Annotated in this window: 10 protein-coding genes; 7 read left to right on the top strand and 3 right to left on the bottom strand. The window is 72.4% G+C overall.

Translation table 11 applies throughout. From position 1 onward, the window contains the following. Positions 1 to 12: 12 nt before the first annotated feature. Positions 13 to 3,546 (top strand): poly-gamma-glutamate biosynthesis protein PgsC/CapC, encoded by a 3,534-nt coding sequence (locus WME76_RS35315; protein ID WP_437956587.1) that lies wholly within the window; start codon positions 13 to 15, stop codon positions 3,544 to 3,546. Further along, positions 3,543 to 6,260, top strand: coding sequence for a hypothetical protein (locus tag WME76_RS35310; RefSeq protein ID WP_437956586.1), 2,718 nt, complete (start codon positions 3,543 to 3,545; stop codon positions 6,258 to 6,260). Before WME76_RS35315 ends, WME76_RS35310 begins: the two co-directional genes overlap by 4 nt. Positions 6,261 to 6,302: 42 nt before the next feature. Here the strand turns inward: WME76_RS35310 and WME76_RS35305 are convergent, their stop codons facing one another. Continuing rightward, on the bottom strand, positions 6,303 to 11,690 hold the full coding sequence (locus WME76_RS35305; RefSeq protein WP_437956585.1) for a trifunctional serine/threonine-protein kinase/ATP-binding protein/sensor histidine kinase: 5,388 nt from the start codon (positions 11,688 to 11,690) through the stop codon (positions 6,303 to 6,305). A 484-nt stretch (positions 11,691 to 12,174) separates the two neighbouring features. On the opposite strand from WME76_RS35305, the gene WME76_RS35300 reads away from it, so the two are divergent. The 4 genes from WME76_RS35300 to WME76_RS35285 all read left to right on the top strand — a co-directional run bounded on the left by WME76_RS35300 (position 12,175) and on the right by WME76_RS35285 (position 17,330). Further along, the gene (locus tag WME76_RS35300; protein ID WP_437956584.1) at positions 12,175 to 13,464 is read left to right on the top strand and encodes a PAS domain-containing protein; all 1,290 of its coding nucleotides are present in this window, start codon (positions 12,175 to 12,177) and stop codon (positions 13,462 to 13,464) included. Between the two features lie 163 nt (positions 13,465 to 13,627). Then, complete coding sequence (locus WME76_RS35295) at positions 13,628 to 14,734, top strand: PEGA domain-containing protein (protein ID WP_437956583.1); 1,107 nt, start codon at positions 13,628 to 13,630, stop codon at positions 14,732 to 14,734. 17 nt (positions 14,735 to 14,751) lie between these two features. Then, complete coding sequence (locus WME76_RS35290; protein WP_437956582.1) at positions 14,752 to 15,681, top strand: formylglycine-generating enzyme family protein; 930 nt, start codon at positions 14,752 to 14,754, stop codon at positions 15,679 to 15,681. A 116-nt stretch (positions 15,682 to 15,797) separates the two neighbouring features. Beyond that, complete coding sequence (locus WME76_RS35285) at positions 15,798 to 17,330, top strand: protein kinase domain-containing protein (RefSeq protein WP_437956581.1); 1,533 nt, start codon at positions 15,798 to 15,800, stop codon at positions 17,328 to 17,330. A 137-nt stretch (positions 17,331 to 17,467) separates the two neighbouring features. Here WME76_RS35285 and WME76_RS35280 read toward each other — a convergent pair whose 3' ends face one another. Next, positions 17,468 to 18,124, bottom strand: coding sequence for an HNH endonuclease (locus WME76_RS35280; RefSeq protein ID WP_437956580.1), 657 nt, complete (start codon positions 18,122 to 18,124; stop codon positions 17,468 to 17,470). Further along, positions 18,121 to 19,356 carry an AAA family ATPase gene (locus WME76_RS35275; protein WP_437956579.1) on the bottom strand — a complete coding sequence of 412 codons (1,236 nt, stop codon included), beginning with the start codon at positions 19,354 to 19,356 and terminating at the stop codon, positions 18,121 to 18,123. Before WME76_RS35275 ends, WME76_RS35280 begins: the two co-directional genes overlap by 4 nt. A 605-nt stretch (positions 19,357 to 19,961) precedes the next feature. On the opposite strand from WME76_RS35275, the gene WME76_RS35270 reads away from it, so the two are divergent. Further along, positions 19,962 to 20,867 (top strand): hypothetical protein, encoded by a 906-nt coding sequence (locus WME76_RS35270; RefSeq protein ID WP_437956578.1) that lies wholly within the window; start codon positions 19,962 to 19,964, stop codon positions 20,865 to 20,867. The last annotated feature ends 27 nt before the right edge of the window (positions 20,868 to 20,894 follow it).

Here is a 20,894-nt window from a genome sequence, read left to right as displayed (position 1 = left end):
CCGCACCGTCGCATGCTCGAGAACCTGCCTCTCTTCCCACCGAACGGGCTGGATCGCAGCCTCCACACCGCGGTCCTGATCGGGCTCGTCTTCGGGACGCTGTTCACGGAGACGCTCGGCTGGACGTACGCGGGGCTCGTCGTGCCGGGCTACCTCGCGACGGTGTTCTTCGCGGCCCCGGTCACCGCGGTGTTCATCATCGCGGAGTCGGTGGTGACGTACCTGTTCGTCGCGCTGATCGGCCGCTGGATCACCCGGACGGGCGCGTGGTCGACGGCGTTCGGGCGCGAGCGGTTCTACCTGTTCATCGTCGGCGCGGTGATCGTGCGGCTGTTCGTCGAGGGCTTCGTCGTCCCCGAGGTCTCGGCGCGCTACGAGTTCGTGCACTCGCGGGAGCTCTACAGCATCGGGCTCGTGCTCGTCCCGCTCATCGCCAACGCGTTCTGGAACAGCGGCCTCCTGCGGGCGGCGCCGCGGCTCGCGGTCGTCACGGCGCTGACGGCGCTCGTGCTCGGCGTGCTGCTCCGCACGACGAACCTCTCGGTCTCGCGCTTCCAGGTCCTCAACGAGAGCCTGTCGCTCGAGTTCCTCGAGCTGCCGAAGGCCCACATCATCCTCGTCATCGGCGCGCTGCTCGGCGCCCGCAACAACGTCCGTTACGGGTGGGACTACAACGGCATCCTCGTGCCCGGCCTGCTCGCGGTGGCCTGGTACGAGCCGACGAAGCTGCTCACGACAACGATCGAGGCGCTGGTCGTCTTCTACCTGTCGCGCTGGATCACCTCGGTCCGCCCGTTCTCGCGGATGCTGCTCGTCGGGCCGCGGCGCATGATCTTCGTGTACGTGCTCGGCTTCGTCGTGAAGATGGCGATCGGCTTCGCCATGGTGCGGTTCGCGCCGGGGCTGCAGATGATCGACTACTTCGGCTTCGGGTACCTCCTGCCGAGCCTCCTCGCCGTGAAGATGTGGAACAAGGAGCACGTCGGCATCGTGATCATGCCGACGCTCCAGGTGTCGCTCACGGCGTTCCTCGCGGGCAACGCGGTCGGCTACGCGCTCGTCGCGCTCGGCTGGGGGAGCGCGCCGCCGACGCCGGCGGCCGAGGCGAGGCCGCCGCCGCGGGTCGAGAGCGCGGCGCTGTCGCTCGTGCTCGCGGACACGGTGCCGCGGCCGGGCCCGCGCCCGAGGGCGGCCGCGATCGCCGCCGACATCGAGGCGCGGCGCGTCGCCTACCGGCTCGCGCGGAGCGTGCTGCGCGACGGCCGGCCGGCGGGCGAGCTGCTCGGCGTGGCGGAGCGCGCGCGGCTGTCGGTAGTACAGGAGGGCGTGCAGGAGGGCGACGGGGACCGGCCGTGGTACGTGATGACCGCGCGGTTCGAGGACCCGGAGGACGCGCCGAGCGCGCCGCGGGCGGCGTTCCGCAAGCGCCTGGGCCGGAGCCCGACGTCCGCGCCCGAGTGGCTGGTGCTGGCGGCGCCCGCGCAGATCGGCTCGGCGCTGCCCGCGGTGGCGCTCCGGGCGGCGGAGATCCTCGACGCGGCGGGGGTCGTGCTGCTGTCGCGCCACGGCGCGATCCGGCGCCACGACGAGGCGTTCGCGGCCGCGATGATCGAGGCGATGGAGGACCCGCACGTGCTGATCGTCGAGCCGGGCGGCGGCGACGGGCCGGAGCTCAGCGTGGTGGGCTCGCCGGCGGGGCTGCCGGTCGTGTCGATCGGCCAGGGGCTCGGCGCCGAGGCGACGATGACGTTCCGCCCGGCGGCCGAGCCGTCGACGCTCCTCGGCGACGCGCCGCGCCTCCGGGTGCCGCTCCACGTCGCGGAGGCGGTGGGCGCGCGCATGCTCGGGGTGCCCGGGATCGTGCGCTGGAGCGGGACGCTGGAGGAGGAGCTCTCGAAGCGGATGGTGACGCTGACCGAGGTCCAGCCGGGCCGGTTCCGGCCGCCGTCGATCGAGGAGCTGCGGCTGTTCGACAGCGTCGTGGCGCCGCGGCTGATCGCGGCGGCGACGCGGCCCGGCGGCGCGGCCGGCGCGCCGCCGCCGACCGCGTGGGAGCGGGCGATCCTCGGGAGGCTCGGCTTCCGCGAGGTGCGCATCGGCGGCACCGACGCGGCGCCGGCGGCCTGGGGCATCGCGGAGCCGGGGCCGTCCGAGGGCGGCCCGGAGCGCCGCGGGAACCCGGCGTGGCTCGTGCTGTCGCACCCGCCCGCGCCGCCGCCCGCGCCGGCGCAGCGCCGCGCGGGGCCCGCGGCGTCCATCACCGGGATCTTGCCGTCGCCGTCGCCCGAGCCGATGCGGTCGGCGCTCACGGGCGCGATGCTCGTCGAGGTGCCGGCGCCGCGGTGGCAGATCGGGGTGTTCGGCGCGGGGCTCGCGCTCGCCGACGCGCTCACGGCGCAGTCGCTGCTGCTCGCGGGGGCGGTGCCCACGGCGGAGCCGAGCGGCGCGGCCGACGTGCGGCGCGCCGAGGGGCTGCGCAGCTTCTTCCAGCGGGCGCACGAGGTCTGGGTCGGCGACGGCGGGAGCGCGCTGTCGGTCCAGGCGATCGAGGCGGAGCGGAGCCACGAGCGGGACGCGGTGATCTCGTTCGGCTACGAGGTCGTGCGGCCGGAGCACGTGCCCACCTTCGCGGGGCCGCTGCTGGAGACGCTGCGCGATCTCGAGCTGCGCGTCGGGATCTTCGACGGCACGCGGGAGCAGGTGTCGTTCAGCGGGGCGACGGACATGGCCATGGCCTACGCGAAGCGGTTCGCCGAGGGGCGGTTCGCGATCGTCTACCTGGGCAGCGCGATCCGGCGCTTCTTCGAGCTGCGGCGCTTCGCGGCGCCGGGGCAGGGGGAGACGCGCCTGGAGGCGCGGCTCACGCGGCTCGGCGTGGCGCCCGAGCCGATCGACGTGGCCGAGCGCGCGCGGGCGCTCGCGTCGTGCGCGACGGCGGGCGCGGGCGCGAGCGGGGACGTGGCGTGCCCGACCCGGGGCGTGCCGGCGGAGTGCGACCTCGCCGCGGCGATGGAGGTGTTCCGGCGCTACACGACGGAGCGGAACCCGTACTACCTGAAGGCGCATTTCTCGGCGCAGGCGGCGGCGGCGGGGGGCGCGCAGGCGGCGGCGGGCGCGCAGGCGGCGGCGGCGGGCGCGAAGGCGGCAGCAGGCGGCGTCCAGGCGGCAGGGGGAGCGCAGGCGGGCGCGCCGCGCGCCGGGGCCGCGGCGGCGCCGCGGGCCGAGGCGCGGTGCCACGTGGAGCTCGGGCGCGACGTGATCACGGGGCGCCCGTGGGTCATCGCGGCCCGGCCGGGCGAGGCGCAGATCCTGCCGATCGACGGCGCGCTCGTCGCGATCCCGGGCGCGGCCGTGCCCGGCGAGCTGCGGCTGCGGCGCGCGGTCACCGTCGGCACCAGCGCGCTCAGGTTCCAGGCGGCCGGCGCGGGCGCGCCGGGGCCGACGTCGCCCGGCGCGGCGCCTGCGCCCGGTTCCGCGTGGCCCGGCGCGGCGCCTGCGCCCGGGTCCGCGTCGCCCGGCGCGGCCCCGCAGGAGGCGGCCCCGTGAGCGCCCCGGCGAAGCGCCGCGAGCCGTCGATCCACGAGGCGCCCGCGCCGCCGCGCCCCGCGCGGCCGCGCCAGTCGACGCGGGCGCGCCAGGCGACGGGGGGCTTCGTCGCGCGGCCGAGCGCGCCGCGCAAGGGGCTGAACCCGCGCTGGCTGATCGCGATGTCGCTGCTCGGGCTGACGGCGTTCGCGCTGTCGCTCCTGCCGAGCGCGCCGCCGCTCGGCAGCTCGCTGCCCGCCGAGGACGAGATCCTCGCCTACCACATCGAGCCGCAGCGGGACCTCGTGATCAAGATCCCGGCCGAGATCGACGCCGTGGAGGTGACGACCTGGGGCGGCGTGAAGGCCGAGATCTGCGACTCGGCGCGGCGCTATCCGTACGGGTTCGTCGCGGCGTTCGTGAACGAGCGGGGCGCGGAGGTCGCGCGGCACGTCTACGACCTGGAGAGCCGCGTGAGCTGCGATCCGGATCGCCCGCTCGGCGAGGGCGAGTACGCGGCGCGGCTCGCCGGCGGCGGGGGCGCGGTGACGGATCCGCGCTCGACGCTGCTCATCACGCACGACGTGCTCCCGCAGGGCGGGCAGGTGCGGCTCCGCGCGAAGCCCGCGGTGGGGACCGACGGCGTCCCGATCGACCTGACGATCCTGTCGCGGCTCGAGGGCCGCTACGAGCGCAGCGAGACGTCGCGCGCGCTGTTCGAGCAGAGCCTCGACGCGGAGGAGCGGCGGCAGATGGGGCGCCGGGTGTCGGCGCTCGGGTTCGCCGACCTGCCGGAGCCGGCGCGGAAGGAGCTCCTCCAGGGCTGGGCGCGGCGGCTGGAGGCCGGGGGTCGCCAGGGGCTCGACTACGAGATGTCGCGGCTCTTGCTGCGCCGGTTCCGGATGCCGTACCCGCGCGCCGAGGGCCGCGGCGCGTCCGAGTTCGTCGTCGGCGAGCGCCACGCGGCCGCGCTGAACTTCCGCGGCCCGCTGTCGCTCGACATCGAGGGCCCGCCGGGCCGCACGGTGCGGGTCGCGGACGGCGCGGGCGCGGCCGCGGGCGTGGAGCTCGGCCCGCTCGGGCGGGCGACGGTGCGGCTGTCGCGCGAGGACATCCGGACGGTGGTGATCGACGGCGTCGGCCCGGATTTCGGCGTGCGTTTCGGCGCGCCGGAGGCGCAGGCGATGCAGCAGGTCGGCGAGATCGTCCACCCGGCGATGCCGCCGCCCGCGGCCGCGGGCGATCCCGGCGCGGGGCCAGCGGCGCCGGCCGCCGACGCCCCCGGCGCCGCCGCGGCGCCGGCCGCGCCGGTGCGGCTCCAGACGCCGCCGGACGTGCGCATCGTGCGCTACCTCGCGCTGGATCCGGGCGACCCGGTGATCGCGCGGATGGCGCCCGGGCAGGAGCTCCTCGGGCTGCTGATCCGCGCCGAGATCGAGGCGACCGGCGGCGCGAACCAGGGCGACGCGACGGTGGTGGCGCGGTGGGGCCCGGGGCCGTCGGACCGGGCGGAGCTCAAGGTGACGCTCCCGCGATCGCGCTTCGAGTGGTGGAACGACGGGTTCGACGCGTCCGAGCCGCGGCTCGCGATCCTCCGGCCGCCGCCGGGGGTGGAGCGGATCGAGATCACGGGCGACGCGAGGACGCGCGTGCGGCTGCGCACGATCGAGCCGGGCGTGAACGAGACGCTGTACCGGCTGCCGTACCGGGTCGAGCTGGCCGAGGACGAGACGTGGCGCTACGCGCCGTTCGACGTGAGCACGTGGACCGACGTGCGCCCGGTCAACCTCGACGATCTCGAGCGGAAGGAGCGCTTCTCGGACCTGCGCGAGCAGGTGCGGATCGAGCGCTCGGGCGAGGGCGCGAGGTCGGACGCGGATCGGCCGGAGCGCATCCTCGTCCCCGAGCACGCCCCGGTGCGCCGGCGGCTCTTGATGCCGGCGTGGCAGTCGGCGGGGGAGCCGTCGCCGGGCGACGCGTGGACGCCGCTGCTCGTGGCGAAGGACGTGCGCGTGGACGCCGAGGGGGCCGGCGCGGGCCGGCTGTCGGTCGTCTACCGGGCCGCGCGCGCGTCGCTCGGCAAGGAGGTCGCGGTGCGCGTGGACGGCGAGGTGGCGCTGCGCGAGCCGATCGTGGCGCTGTCGGGCGCGCTGCGCGTGGCGGCGCCGCCGGGCGTGCGTCGCGTCGAGGTCGAGGGGCTCGGCGAGGCGGGGGTCGCGTACACGGAGGCGCCCCCGGCGAACGGCGGGGCGATCGTGCGCCGTCGCGACGTGTTCGAGCTGACGCGCGGCCGGCCGATGACGTACCGGTTCCGGCAGGAGCCGGGCGAGACGCTGCACCTCGTGCTGTTCGTGGTGACGCCCGGGGAGAACGCGGACTACCGCGTCCGTTACCGCGTCGAGGGGGCGAAGCCCGCGTCGCGCGAGGCGGCGTTCTTCCGGCGGGTGACGATCCCGGACGGCGTGCTGGCGGGCCGGGGCGGCGATCTCACGCGCGCGACGCTGTGGGAGGCGGCGACCGACAGGCGCGGCGCGGACGGGGTGGGGCGCTCGGTGATCCGGCTGGGCGACGATCTCGCGCCGGGGGAGCGCGTGGTGCGGCTGTCGCTGCTCGGGCCGCAGGCGGGCGACGCGGGGGAGACGGCGAAGGAGGTCTGGGTGGGCGCGGTGCTGGTCGGGCAGAAGGCGCCGGGGCGGGACAACGGGCCGAGGCTGTGGGTGGAGGACGATCCGTGAGGGGGGCCGAGCGCATCGAGGCTCGGAATCCCGGCCCCCGCGTCACGGCGCCAGCTCGCTCGTGCGGCTCCTGGTCTCCGCTCCCCTGGTCGGCTCGACCGCCGGTCCCGCGATCGGGATCTCCAGCGTGGCCGTCGCTCCCTTGCCGGGTCCCTCGCTCTTCAGCGTGAGCGAGCCCCCGAGGACCCTGGCGGCCAGCGCGCTCGAGTGCAGGCCGAAGCCGTTTCCGCCCTTGCGCGTGGTGTAGCCGTGCGAGAAGAGCCGGGGCAGCACCTCCTGCGCGATCCCCACGCCGCTGTCGACCACCTGGATGCGCGCCGCCTGCCCCTCGCGCCGGAGCCGCACGACGAGGCGCCGATCGCCCTCGGGCATCCCGGCCACGGCCTCTGCCGCGTTCGCCAGCAGGTTCACCAGGATCTGCAGCACCTTGTGCCTGTCCACCGGCAGCGCCGGCAGCGCGTCGAGCTCACGCGTCACGGTGACGCCGTGGCGGCGGAGCGCGGTCTCCTGGATGCGCAGCGCGTTCTCGACCACCTCGCCGAGGGAGCACTCCTCCACGAAGAGCGCGCTCTTCGCGTAGCGCTGCTGCACCTGGATGATCGTGCGGATGTGCTCGATGTGCTGCTGCATGTAGCTCAGGCTGCCGAGCAGCGCCTCCTGCTGCCCGGCGAGCTCGCCCGCGATGGCGTGCAGGTACTCGGCCAGCCGGCTCCCCCGCGGGTCGCTGGTGAGGAAGCTGGCGAGATCCCCGCGGTGTTCCTGGAGCATCGCCGCGATCTGCTTCAGCCGGCCGACGCGCGAGCCGGCCAGCGACTCCTGCATCATCTGCGCGTCCGCGGTGATGCTCGTCAGGACGTTGCCCACGTTGTGCAGCACGTTCGCCGCGACCTCGGCCATGCCCGCCGCGCGCGCCGACTCCGCGATCTGGGACTGCGCCTGCTTGAGCTCCCGCGTCCGCTCCTCCACGCGCTTCTCGAGCTCGTCGTTGGCGTGGCGCAAGGCGACCTCGGCCCGCTGGACCTCCGCGTAGAGCCGCGCGTTCTCGATCGAGATGGCCGCCTGAGAGGCGATGTGCTCGAGCAGCGCGATGCGGTCCGGCGTGAACGCCTGGGAGGCGAGCCCGTTCTCCAGGTACAGCACCCCGTGGAACTCCCCCTTGCGGAGGAGCGGCAAACACAGCACCGATCTCGCCCGGCCGCTCGCGAGGTAGGCGTCCGACGAGAACGGGTGGGGCTCGAGCGCATCGCCGATGAGCACGTGCTCGTGCGTGCGCCTGACATAAGCGACGATGCTCCACGGCAGCTCCTGGCCGGCGTCGCCCGAGGCGACGACAACGTCCCCTCGCCCTCGGTGGGCGTCGGCCACCGCCTCGACGACGAGCTTGTCACCCTTCGGGAGCAGCAGGGCGCCGCGCTGCGCCCCCGCGTTCTCGATGGCGACCTTCATCAGCGTGCTCACCAGCCGCTCGATCACGATCTCACCGGAGACGGCCTGCTGCGCCTTCACCACGGCGAGCGCGTCGATGTGCGTCACGCTCGTGTCGCAGGTGGCGTCCGCGGCCAGGGGGACCGCGGGTGAGGCGAGCTGAGGCCACTGGGCCGCGAGGTGCCTCACCTTGCCGTCGGCCCCCCACTGCCGGTACGCGTCCTGCGCCTCGCGCGCATACGCGGCGGAGATGAACGGGAGCTTCCGCTCGCGCCAGAAGCGCGCCGCGAGCTCGTTCGCCAGGCCGACGTACTGGATGAAGCCGTCCTCGCGGGCCGCCTGGATCGCCTCGTCGTACAGGTGCATCGCCTCGTCCGGCCTGCCGCTGACGCGCGCGATCTCCGCGCCCACCATCCGCGCGGCCGCGCGGAAGTTCTCCGGACAGTGGCTCGCCCACTCCTCGAGCTGCCGCTGGCTCTGCCGCATCGCCTCGAGGTGCTCCCGCTGCTCCTCGGGCGCCCTGTCGTGGAAGCACGCCGCGAGGGTCAGGGGACGATAGAGGTGGTAATCCAGGAGCTGGATGTGGCTGAGAGAAGCCCAGATCAGCTCCGTCGCCCTCGCCTCCGCGCGCAGCGCCTCCTCGTGAGCGCCGGCCATGTACCTCGATTGCATCTTGAGGATCCAGTACCAGCACCGCATGGTGCTCATCCGGTCCGGCGTCAGCGCGGCCTCGAACTCCGCCTCATCGAAGCCGTCGCCGTCCAGCGTGTCGCCGTCCAGCGTGTCGCCGTCCAGCGTGTCAAACGCCCGCGTGAGCCCGCGCATCTGCTGCACGAACCGCTGCGCCGGGAGCGTGATGTCCTGCACGTCCCGGAACCCGGCCTTGCGCTGGAAATCGAGGCGCGCCACCGACTCGCGGTACACGTCGGCCAGGTCGTGCCCGAGGCTGATGCGGTCCGTGACGATGTGATTGCAGCAGTAACAGGCGACCTGGAAATCGCCGGACAGGACCGCGTGGTGGAAGGCGCTCCGGGCCAGATCGAGCGAGATGGAGATGGGCCGAGTCCAGTAATTGATGATCTCCATGCTGTAGAGGACCTTGCCCCGGCAGGCGGAGAAGTTGTATCGCTCGACGAGATCGCAGGCGAGCTTGCCGAAGACATAGCCCTGCTGGTAGTTCCGGAAGACGGCGCCGGCCATGACGCCGTACCAGACGTATCCCTGCGCGGCTGCGTCGGTGTTCCCGTGGCGGAGGGCGAGAGAGACCATCCGGCAGAGGTGGAGCACGAGCAGGTTGCCGTCCGTGAAGAACGCCGGCGCGAAGAGCGCCGCGAGGAGGTCCATCGCCGCCTTCTCGTCGGTGTCGGCCATGAGCGGCAGATCGACGAGGCTCTCGACGGGGCGGTCGCCGAGGAGCGCCATCACCTCCTCGTTCGCCGCCGCGACGTCGTCCCACGAGGGGTGGGGCGGCATGTGCATGCCAAACAGGCCGAGGCCTGCCAGGATGCTCGCGACGGCCGCCTCGTTCTCGCTGGAGGCCACGTGGATGTCGCTCTTGAGGCGGTACACCGCGGCCTTGTCCACGCGCGTGCGCGCCCGCTCGAGGAGCTCGTCGGCGAGCCGGCGCGCCTCGGCGGCGCGGCCGAGCATGAACTCGCTGCTCGCGCGATCGAGGCGCAGCTTGAAGGCGAGCGCGTGGTCGGTCTCCCAGGGGTCGCCGCTGATGAGCGAGAAGGCCGCGGTGAGGTAGGAGATGGCCGAGCGGTGCGCCGCCGACGCCTTGGCCTTCCAGCCCGCCTCGGCGTTCAGGCGCGCCGCGCGGCGGCGCTCGGCGCCGTCGTCCATCAGCTCGGCCGCCGCGTTGAGCTGATTCACCACGTCGAACAGCCGCTCCCGGACCTCCTCCGGCGTCAGGCTCTCGAGCAGCAGGCGGCCGATGCGCAGGTGCGCGGCCTTGCGCTCGTCCTCCGGGGTGAGGACGTAAGCCGCCTGGTGGATGCGGTCGTGGAGGAACCGGTACTGGTCCGCCGCGCTGCGCACGAGCATCCCTTCCTGGAGCGCGGGATCGAGGTGCCGCTCCACCTCGCCCACGTCCTGACCAGAGATGATGGCCAGCGTCTGCAGCGAGAACGTGTTGGCCACGCACGCCGCGAGCCGCAGGAGGTGCAGCGTCTCGACCGGCAGCAGGCGCAACCTCCCCGCCATGAAGTCGACGACGTTGTCGGAGTAGTCCTTTGCCTTCACCCCCTCTGCGTCCCATCGCCAACCCCCGTCGGGCGCGCGGCGGAGGAGCCCATCCCGGTGGAGCGTGGGCAGCATCTGGACGAGGAAGAACGGGTTACCGCCGGTCTTCTCGTGCACGAGCGCCGAGAGCGGGTTGACAACGGCCGGGCCCGCGCCCGGGAGCGCGTCGGCGACGAGCTCCCGGGTCTGCGCGGGGCTCAGCGGGCCGAGCTGCACCTCGCTCACCCGCGCGCCCGCCTTGCGTATCTCGTCGAGCGCCAGCATGAGCGGGTGTGACGGCCCGACCTCGTTGTCGCGGTAGGCGCCGATCAGCAGCACCGGCGGGATGTCCGGGTGGGTGGTGAGGTGCTGGACGAGCTTGAGGGTGGCCAGGTCGCTCCACTGGAGGTCGTCGAGGAAGATGACGAGCGGATGCTCGGTGGTGGCGAAGACGCCGAGGAACCGCTGGAACACCAGGTTGAAGCGGTTCTGGGCCTCGGCGGCCGGCAGCTCCTGGACCTTCGGCTGCTCGCCCACGATGAGCGCGAGCTGCGGCACCAGGTCCACCATGACCTGCCCGTTGTCTCCCCACGCCTCGCGCAGGCGCTGGCGAAAGCGGCCGAGCTTCTCGTCGGTCTCCGCCAGGAGGTGCTGCACGAGCTCGCGGATGGCCTGCGCCATCGTGGCGTAGGGGACATCTCGCTGGAACTGGTCGAACTTGCCGCTCAGGAAGAACCCGCGCCGCTCGAGGACCGGCCGGTGCAGCTCGTGGACGACCGAGGACTTCCCGATGCCCGAATAGCCGCTGACCAGGAGGAGCTCCGGCCGCCCGCCGCGCGCCGTGCGGCCCCACGCCTCCAGCAGGGCGGCGACCGTGGACTCGCGCCCGTAGAGCCGCTGCGGCATCTGCAGGCAGGTGGAGACGTCGCGCGCGCCGGGCTGAAAATCCTCGATGGCCCCGCGGCGCAGGCCTTCCCGGCACCGCTCCAGGTCCGCCTTCAGGCCCTCGGCGCTCTGGTAGCGCTCGTCGGCGGTCTTGGAGAGGAGCTTCATCACGATGGCGGAGAGCGCGGGCGCGAGGCCGGGCACGAGCTCGTGCGGGAGCCTCGGGACCTGCGCCATGTGGGCGTGGAACCACTCCAGGGCGTCGCGCCCCTGGTAGGGCAAGGTGCCAGTCAGGAGCTCATAGAGGGTGACGCCCAGCGAGTAGAGGTCCGTGCGGTAGTCGATGACGCGGTTCATGCGCCCGGTCTGCTCGGGGGACATGTAGGCCGGCGTGCCCTCGATGACGTGGGTCGGCATCGCGTCCACGTGCTCCACCTTCTGGGCGGCAGCGATGCGGAAGTCGATGAGCCAGGGCTCGCCCGACGGTGAGACAACGATGTTGCCCGGCTTGATGTCCTTGTGGATCACGCCGCGGCAATGGATCTCCGCCACGGTCGCGGTCAGAGAGATGGCCAGATCGAGGAACCGACCGACGTCGAGGGGCGCGCCCGCGCGCTCTTGCAGGGGCCGCCCCTCGACGCGCTCCAGGACGAGCGCCGGGCGCTCCTGCGCGAGCTCGCACGCGAGCACGCCGATCACCCCGCGCGCGCCGCGGAGCCGCTGCAACGTGCTGTGCTCCCGGCGATAGCGCTCGCGCTCGCGCGGCCCGGGGTGCAGCGCCGCCGGCGTCTTGACGAGGACGGGCAGCCCATCCGCGCGGCGCACTGCCTTGTACACCACGTCGGCGTCGGTCGCCTTGATGGCATCGAGAAGCGTGTATCCATGAATCTCGAGCATGGCGCTTGTCTCGTTCTCTGTTGGCTGGAACACGTGTTGTGGATCGGCGCGTCGCCGCCGCATCGGGCGGCCGCGTCAGGGCGAGCGGACGACGCGCGCACCGGCCGGCTCGGCGCTTCGCGACGGCGTGCCGCATCGAGCTCATTGGAGCCAGTTCGTGGGTGCCTTGCAACAGCAAACCGAGTTGTCATGGTGCGAGCACGGCGGACCGGAGGCGCCGCGTCGCTCGGTCACCGTCGCCTATCCGCGCGGCGCGCGGACCCATCGAGGAGGCGGGGGCGCCGGTCGCTCACGCGCAGTTTCCCCGCTGCGCGCGCGGCATGTTGTAGGGTAGGCTCCCTCGGAGCTGGCGAGCGTGCGGGCGCCGGCCCGACATGGGGTTTCAGGTGCTCTCAGGGGCGCGTCGGTGGGAGCCTGCCACGGTGGAAGAACATTGAGCACAGAGGTCGATGATGTGTGGTCGCTCGCAGGAGGCGCTGAGCCGATGAACGGCGCCAGCGCGAAGAACAGGAGAGTCCTCGTCGTCGACGACACCGAGAGCATCCACAGGACCTTTCGAGACGTCCTGGCCCCCGCCGGGAGCTCCGCCGGGCTCGACGCGCTGGACGCGCTGCTCTTCGGCGGCCAGGGCGGAGCGCCTCGGGGGCCGAGCTTCGAGCTGACGTCTGCCTACCAGGGCGAGGCGGCGCTGGAGGCGGTGCGCAGGTCCGTGCAGGTCGGCGCCCCGTTCGCGGTGGCGTTCGTGGACGTCCGCATGCCGCCGGGGTGGGACGGCGTGGAGACGCTCTCTCGGCTGTGGGAGGAAGATCCTCTCCTTCAGGGCGTGATCTGCACCGCCTACTCGGATTGCTGCTGGGAAGACGTGATGGCGCGGTTCGGCCAGACCGATCGCCTGCTCATCCTCAAGAAGCCGTTCGATGTCGTCGAGGTCCGGCAGATCGCCTGTGCGCTCACGGAGAAGTGGAACCGGGAGCGCGAGCTCGAGGAGGCGGTCGCCCGGAGCTCGGCTCAGGACGAGAAGCACCGCCGGCTGATTCAGTCGCTGCCGGACATGGTGCTCCGCGTGGACAGGGACGGCAGGTGCCTGGAGGTCAAGCCGCCGCGCGGGCTCGCGGTGGCCCTCCAGCCCGGGTTCTCGCGGGACATGCCTGTCGGCGACGCCTTGCCGGACGACGTCGCGCGGCGCCTCCTGGACGACCTCCGCCGGGTCCTCGCCGACGACACGACGCAGGTCCTCGAGTACGAGCAGCCGGTGGGTGGGGAGCTTCGCCACCACGAGGCCCGGATCGTCGGGCTCGACGCGGCCGAGGCGCTGGTGTTGATCCGCGATATCACCGAGCGCCGGCGGGCCGAGGCGGCGGCCGCCGAGCAGCGGGCACAGCAGGAGATCATCCGGGAGCAGGCACGGGCGCTCGAAGCGCTCTCCATGCCGCTCATCCCGATCACCGACGACATCACCGTGATGCCGCTCATCGGGCACATGGATCGGTATCGGATGCAGCAGGTACAGGCCACCCTGACCGCGGGTATCTCTGCCCGGAAGACCCGTGTCGCGATCGTCGACCTCACGGGCGTTCCGAGCCTGGGTCCGGACGCCGCCGACGAGATCGTCAAGCTGGCGCAGGCCGCGCGGCTGCTCGGTACGGAGGTCGTCCTGACCGGGATCGGTCCCCGCATCGCGCAGGAGCTCACGCGCGTTGGACGCGACCTCGGCGGCGTGACGACGCGCCTGACGCTGCAGAGCGGTGTCGCCTTCGCGATGATGAAGCGATGAGCGCCGGGCGGCGCCCGTTCCTGCGCTCAGCACGTCAGACAGGGGAGGGGGCTCTCGCGGTCGAGCGCGGCTCGCGCGATCGTCGACAGGCTGGTCGTCCGGACGTTTTTGTGTAGAGTTCCCCCGCGCGCCCCTCGGGCTCGCCGCAGCGGAACGAGCACCCATGGTGGAATCGACAACGAGCCCGCTCGGGAGACAGCCCCCTCGCGCGGCGCCGCGCATTCACCTCGCCGGCGCCCGCTGCGGCGCTGCTCCCATGCCGGGCATGCGCGCCGCCCTCGCGCTCGCGGCGGGGGCGGCGATCGCGCTCGGCGGCGCGACGGCGCGCGCGCAGCAGCCCGCGCGCGACCCGGTGGCCGCAGAGGCGCTCTTCAAGGCCGCGCGCGCGCTCGTCGACAAGGGCGACTACGCCGCGGGGTGCCCGAAGTTCGAGGCCAGCCTCGAGCTGAACCCCTCCGCGAGCACCATGATCAACATCGCGCGGTGCCACGAGCACGAGGGCAAGCTCGCGACCGCCTGGCACGATTACCATCGGGCCCTCGTCCTGAACCGCGAGACGGCGGGGGAGCAGCGGCGGCGGGGCCTCGAGGAGCTCGCGCAGAAGGGGCTCGCGGCGCTCGAGCCGCGCGTGCCGAAGCTCCGCGTCGTGGTCGAGGGCGCGCCCCCCCGCGTGGAGGTGCAGCGCGACGGCACGCCGCTCCCGGCGGCGGCGCTGGGCGACGCGCTGCCGATCGATCCGGGCCCGCACGAGATCCGCGCGAGCGCCCCCGGGCACCAGGCGGAGACCCGCTCGGTGACGCTCAAGGAGGGCGAGACGGTGACGGTCGAGCTCACGTTGCGACCGGCGGCCGCGGCGCCTTCCGCGAGCGCGCCCGTGACGGCGGCGGACACGAACGAAGCGTCGGGCGGGCGCGTCCCGACCTGGGCGTGGATCTCGGGGGCCGCCGGGATCGCCCTCGTCGGCGCGTCGGTCGGGTTCCTGATCGACGACCTGTCCGCGATCGACGCCTTGAGAGAGAATTGCCGCGAGGCCCCGGGCGGGACGTACTGCAACCCCGGATACGACGTCGCGGCCGACAACGCGCGCAAGAACCGCGATCTGCCGCTCTTCATCGGCCTCGGCGGCGCAGGGCTCGTCGCGCTCGGGGTGGCGACCTTCGGGATCGTCCGAGCGGGCAGCGAGGATCGGGCTGCGCCGGCGCAGGCGGCCGTCGTGACGCCCTGGATCGCGCCTTCCCTCGCCGGCGCCAGCATCTCCGGGAGCTTCTGATGCGCACAGGTGATCGCGTGTCCCTGCATTCCCTCGGAGCGCTCGCCGCGCTCGCGCTCTTGCCGGCGTTCGGGAGCGCGTGCATCCCCGACGTCGAGCCGGACGTCTTCTCGCTGCCGCGCTGCGATCAGGTGGCGCCGACCTGCGGCCCGGCGTCCAATGAGAGCTGCTGCGCGGCGGAAGAGGTGGTGGGCGGCACGTTCAATCGCCTCAACAACGCGGCGTATCCGGCGACGGTCGCCGATTTCCACCTCGATCGCTTCGAGGTCACGGTGGGTCGGTTCCGGCAGTTCGTCGCGAGCTATCCGGCGATCAAGCCGGCGGCGGGCGCGGGCGCGCACCCGCTCATCGACGGCAGCGGCTGGGACGCGGCCTGGGATCCGGAGCTGCCCGCGAGCCGGGACGAGCTGGTGGATGAGCTGCAGTGCGACGCGAACTTCAGGACGTGGACCGATGAGCCGTCCGGCAATGAAACGGCGCCCATCAACTGCGTGAGCTGGTATGTCGCGTTCGCCTTCTGCGCCTGGGACGGGGGCCGGCTGCCTACGGACGCCGAGTGGAACTACGCGGCTGCCGGCGGGAACGAGCACCGCGCGTACCCGTGGGGAGCAGAGGCCCCGAGCGACGAGCTGGCCGTGTTCGGCTGCGAGACCACGACCACGGTGTGCCCGGTCCCGAGCGTGGGATCGCGATCCCCGGCCGGCGACGGCAAGTGGAAGCAGGCCGATCTGGCCGGCAGCCTGTATGAGTGGGTCTTCGATTATCACAACGAGCCCGTCCCGCCCTGCGACAACTGCGCGTCCCTGATCGAGGGGGAGTTCGGCAGGGCGGCTCATGGCGGAGCGTTCTCCCACGGTGAAGAGACGCTGAGCACGACCGAGCGCATCGGCGAGCAGCCCGAGCTGCGCTATTCGTTCTTCGGGTTTCGCTGCGCGCGCGACGAGTAGAGGGCGCGGGCCGAGACGGCTGCCGGGCCGGGGCGTCGCGCCGCACCGTCGGCGGTTGTCCCCGGTGATCCGCCTCGCCGGTGGACCGAGCACGTTGCCTCCACTATGCTCTCCCCGTGCTCGAGATCGCGCCAGGCATCACCATTGCAGGCCGTTACCGCGTCGAGCGCGAGCTGGCGCGGGGCGCCATGGGCAGCGTGTGGGTGGGCCGGCACCTGCAGCTCGGCGTGGAACTCGCGATCAAGTTCATGGCGCCGCAATTCGCCAACTCCGCCGAGCTGCGGGCGCGCTTCGAGCGCGAGGCGAGGGCCGCGGCCGTGCTCAAGAGCGCGCACGCCGTGCAGATCTACGATTACGGCATCGAGGACGAGACGCCCTACATCGTGATGGAGCTGCTCGAGGGCGAGGACCTCGCGGCGCGCCTCGGGCGCGAGCGGCGCCTCGGGCTCCCGGTCACGCTGGCCATTCTCGATCATGTCGGCAGGGCCCTGCGCCGGGCGCACGAGCTCGGCCTGGTCCACCGCGATCTCAAGCCCAGCAACATCTTCCTCTCCCTCCAGGACGGCGAGCTGGTCGCCAAGGTCGTCGACTTCGGCGTCGCGAAGGTGACCTTCGTCGAGAGCGCCGGGGCGACGCGCACGGGATCGCTGCTCGGCTCGCCGAGCTACATGAGCCCCGAGCAGGTGCGGAGCAGCAGCAAGGTCGATCACCGCTCCGACCTCTGGTCTCTCGGGGTGATCGCGTTCCAGTGCGTCACCGGCCAGCTCCCCTTTCCGGGGCAGGAGCTCGGCGATGTGCTCGTCGAGATCTGCACGGCGCCCATCCCGCTCCCCTCGGAGGTGGCGCCCGGGCTCGGCGCGGAGGTGGACGCCTTCTTCCACCGGGCGCTCGAGCGCGATCCGGCGCGGCGGTTCCAGAGCGCGACCGAGCTCGTCGAGGCCTTCGCGGCGCTGCCCGGGGCGCGCGATCCCGGGGCGGGCGCGCCGTGGGGCGCTGTGCAGGCAGCCGCGGCGCAGCCGGCAGCCGCGGGGGAGACCGCGAGGATCTCCGCGGCGGAGGCGGCGAGGATCGCCGTTGGGGAGGCGGCGGCGATGTCGTCGACGGAGCCGGTGCCGGCGCGGATCTCCGCAACGGTGCCGGCGAGGATCTCGGCGACGGAGCCGGCGCGGGTCTCAGCGACGGAGCCGGCAATCCCCCCCGCGGGTCTGCTCCAGCCGACAGCCACGTTCTCCCCCTCGTCGCAGACCCAGGCCGATGTGACGCTGCCACAGAAGCGAGGGCGCACAGGGGTCGTGATCGGGGCGGCGGTGGGGCTCGCGGTGGTGGTCGGCGGGGTTTTGCTCGTGCGCTCCGTGATCTCCGGCCCCGCGGAAGTGGCCGAAGCGGTGGCACCGGCGACGAGCGTCGGTGGAGCGGCGCCGACGGCGAGCGTCGGCGGAGCAGGACTGGTGGCGTCGTCGGCCGGAGCGGTTCCTGCTGAATCAGCACCGGAGCGCGCCGCGGCGCCATTGCCCGATGCGGGGGCGTCCGCGGATGTGTCGCAGAGCGACGCGGCTCCTCCCACGGCGCCTTCGAGAACACGCGCTCCGGGGAAGTCCGGCGGCAGAGCACCATCGAATAAGGGTGATGATCTCCTGAACGAGATGTGACTCCACCGCGGATACTGGCGTTGCGCCGGGAGTGCGCGTCCCGTGGGCATGGCGTGCGCGGCGACAGGCCGAGCTCGGCTGCATGGGCGCAGCAGCCAGCGCGTGGTCCGGGGGGCCGGGTCGCCCCGATGGCGGAGTTACAGGTGAAGCCTTTCGAGAACTACGCTGAACATGAGTGAGAAGGGGAAATCAGGAGCGCGGAAGCTCCGCAGCAGTGCCTTCTCCTTCTCGTTCATGTGCTTCCGGCCTTCGGCGATCATGGCGTCCTTGATCTGGCCGAGCGCTTTGTTGAAGAGCTGAAGCTGCTTCAGGCGCTTGTGGTCCAGATCCGGTCGGCTGAGCCTGTACTTCTTGATGGTTGCGAGCCCTTGCGCAGAGCCTTCGCGAGCTCGAATGAGCTCGTCGTCGAATACCAGGTGCGCGCAGGGCTGAGCGTTCGGCGCGCAAGGATCCAGGCAGTCGGTGGTCGGGATGGCCCTGTGGGGCTGCTTCTGATGATTGCACTCCCAGCAAGACAGGTAGAGGTTCGTCCACGTGAACGCTCGCGCCGGGTCCTCGGCAACATCGATGTAGTGGTCGACCTCGCGTCGTGTCTGCTTCGTGCTCTGCTCGCAGTAGAAGCACTTGTGGTGACTCATCGTTTCCAGGGCGGAGACGATATCCGGGTGCGCGTACTGCCTGGAGCTCGGCCGCTTCTGTGGGTCGTTTGCGCGCTGCTCGAGGAATGCGGTGCGCCAGCGCTCTTCATTCCGTACAAGGACGTCAGGCGGTGGCAGTCGCTTGATCGGGATCATGCCCCCTCGCCGCGCAGCGCCTGCAGCCGTTCTTCCACGTCGATGTACGAGAAGTACTCGGGATTTTTGTCCTTGAGCTGCCTCTCGATTTCCCGACGCCGAAGGTTGTCCCCTGCCTCGAACGCGGCTTTTCGTTCCTCGAGCAGCCGGGAGATCTCCTCGCCGAACGGCTGTGTGCCGTCGAACGCGGGGGAGAGCAAGATCTCCTCCACCGGCTTGTTCGCGTAGAGATCAGTGGCGTCGTCGACCACGCAGGTCCTCCGCTCCCGATCGTAACGGCAGACGAATACCCTCGCGCCCGGGACCGAGCCGACGAGGAAGGGCGAGTGCGTCGTGGCGATGATCTGAAGGTTCGGGAAGAGGCTGAGCACGTCGCGCAAGAAGCGCTTCTGCCAGCGAGGATGCAGGTGGTTCTCGGCCTCGTCGATGAGGAGCAACCCTGGCGTCTTGCAGAGCTCAGAGGCGTCTGTCTCGCGTAGCACGTGCACGGCGTACATCTTGCCGAGCAAGCCGATCATGTGCTGGATGAGGTATGCGTTGCCGCTGCTCAGGTTGGACAGCGGAACGAGCTGACCGCTCTGTCGCACCATGGGCATGAAAGCGCGCCGGTCAACATGGCTCAGCTCCCCGTCGAGCACGCTGAGCTCGACGATGCGGCGTATGGCTTCGTAGAGGACCTCACCGTCGCGGCGATCGCGGGGATCCTCGCTGCCGCGGAGGTAATCGAAGGTGCAGATGAGCTCGGTCACCGCGGCGTTGCGCTGGATGCCTCTCAGAGCATCTCGCAGGAAGAGCTTTGGCTCCTGCCGTGTGAGTTGATTGATTGTGTATGTGTCCGCAGGTAGCGCAGAGCGCCAGAAATCTACTACCCAGTTCGGGCATTGCTGTCCCTGCTCGACTTTCGATGGAAGAGTAGAAATGTCTTTGCGGATATCTCCGAAGTTGAACGTCCCGGGCTGTATCTCCGTCGCCTTGAGCACCTTCTGGCGTCCCTCGACGACCAGGGTGGCCGTCATCAGAAACGGCGTTCCGTTCCGCCAGATGGCGCGCTCGGGCTCCCCGTAGAGATGCCCGAACAGCCCCCGGATCGCATCGAGCAGGATAGTCTTCCCGGTCCCGTTCTCCCCAGTGATGATCGCTACGGGGACCGGAGCGTCGGGCGCTTGGAGGAACTCCAGACGCGCTTCATTGAACGGGCCGATGTTTTCGATGTGTAGATCGAGCAGCCGCATGGGAGACCCGTGTGCACCTTAGCACTCCGACCGGCACATCGGACAGCTCCAGCGGTCCGCCTCGCCAGCCTACGACGCAGAGCTGACTCCATCGAGCCTCTCGCCAGCCCTGCCGGGCAGGCGCACCGATCGGCGAGTGGAGCCGGGGGGCGGAGCAGGTCCGCTGAGCAGCCTTGAGCTTCTGCATGATCATCACCCGGCGAGGCTTCGGGCCGCCCTTCTGACAGCTTCCGATGCGCAGAGGGCGGTCGAACCGGTCCCTCGGCACCGTTTCCGATGCGCGGAGGGCGGTCGAACCGGTCCCTCGGCACCGTTTCCGATGCGCGGAGGGCGGTCGAACCGGTCCCTCGGCGCCGTTTCCGATGCGCGGAGGGCGGTCGAACCGGTCGCTCGGCACCGTTTCCGATGCGCAGAGGGCGGTCGAACCGGTCCCCCGGCATCGTTTCCGATGCGCAGAGGGCGGTCGAACCGGTCCCGAGAGGGCCGAGCCGCGACGGGTGAAATCCAGCGGCGGCCGCCAGCGCGCCGCCGATCCCACCGGTTGGCGAATCCGTGACCAGGCCGCCTGCGCGCCCGGAATCCACTGCATGCGACCCAGATACCCCGTGCAATCCCCAGAGCTCCTCGTCTCGCCGGCCGGCCCCTCCCCGAGCCCGACCCCCGCGCCGGACCAGCCCGATCCCGCCCCCGCGCCGGCCACATCGCCTCCGCCTCCCCCGGCCGCCACGTCGCCCGGCATCCCGGCCAGCCACCACGACCCCGACCAGCGCGGGCCCTTCCGCGCCGATCAGGTCCGGCCAGGCGACCCGTACGAGCTGTCCCACGGGCACCCGATCGTCTGCCTGCCCCTCGGTGGGCGCGCCTCGGCCGCCCTCCTCGTCGGCGGCGCCGTCGTCGCGTGGGATCCCGCCGTCTCCGAGGCCGGCGTCGGCACGGGCTACACCCCCGCGCCGGGGCTGCTGCGCGCCCCGCACGTGGCCGTGGGCAACGCGCCCGACTCGCAGGGCTGGGTGCCGGGCGCGCCGGCGCTGGCCATCGAGTACGCCGACGTCGGCGAGGACGAGGCGCGCCTGGCCCGGAAGATCGGCGATCTGCTCGGCGCAGGGACGCGCTGGGTCTGGGTCGTGCGCCTCGCAGCGCCGCGTCACGTCGAGGTGCACGCGCCCGGCGTGCCGCGACGGCGCGCGCTCCCGGGAGAGCTGCTGCACGCGCCCGGCGTGCTGCAGAACCCGGTGCAGGTCGAGGCGCTCTACGATCGCGCCGCCGCGCAGCGGGCCGTCCTCACCAGCCTGCTCCAGCGCGAAGGGCACTCGAGCCTCGAGTCCCTCCGCGACAGAGGGCTCCGCGAGGGACGCAACGAGGGCCTCCAGCAGGCCGTGCGGGACGTGTGCGACGTGCTCGATCTCGCGCTGTCGCCCGAGGACGATGCGTCGCTCGTCGAGATGGACGGAACGGCGCTCGCCGCGCTGCTCGAGCGGCTGAAGCGCGAGCGGCGCTGGCCGCTCCCGTAAGCGCTGGCGATCCGCCCCTACAGCGGC

It is taken from the genome of Sorangium sp. So ce119 (assembly GCF_051524405.1).
Lineage (GTDB): Bacteria > Myxococcota_A > Polyangia > Polyangiales > Polyangiaceae > Sorangium > Sorangium cellulosum_G.
This window is presented reverse-complemented; position numbering and strand designations above follow the sequence as displayed.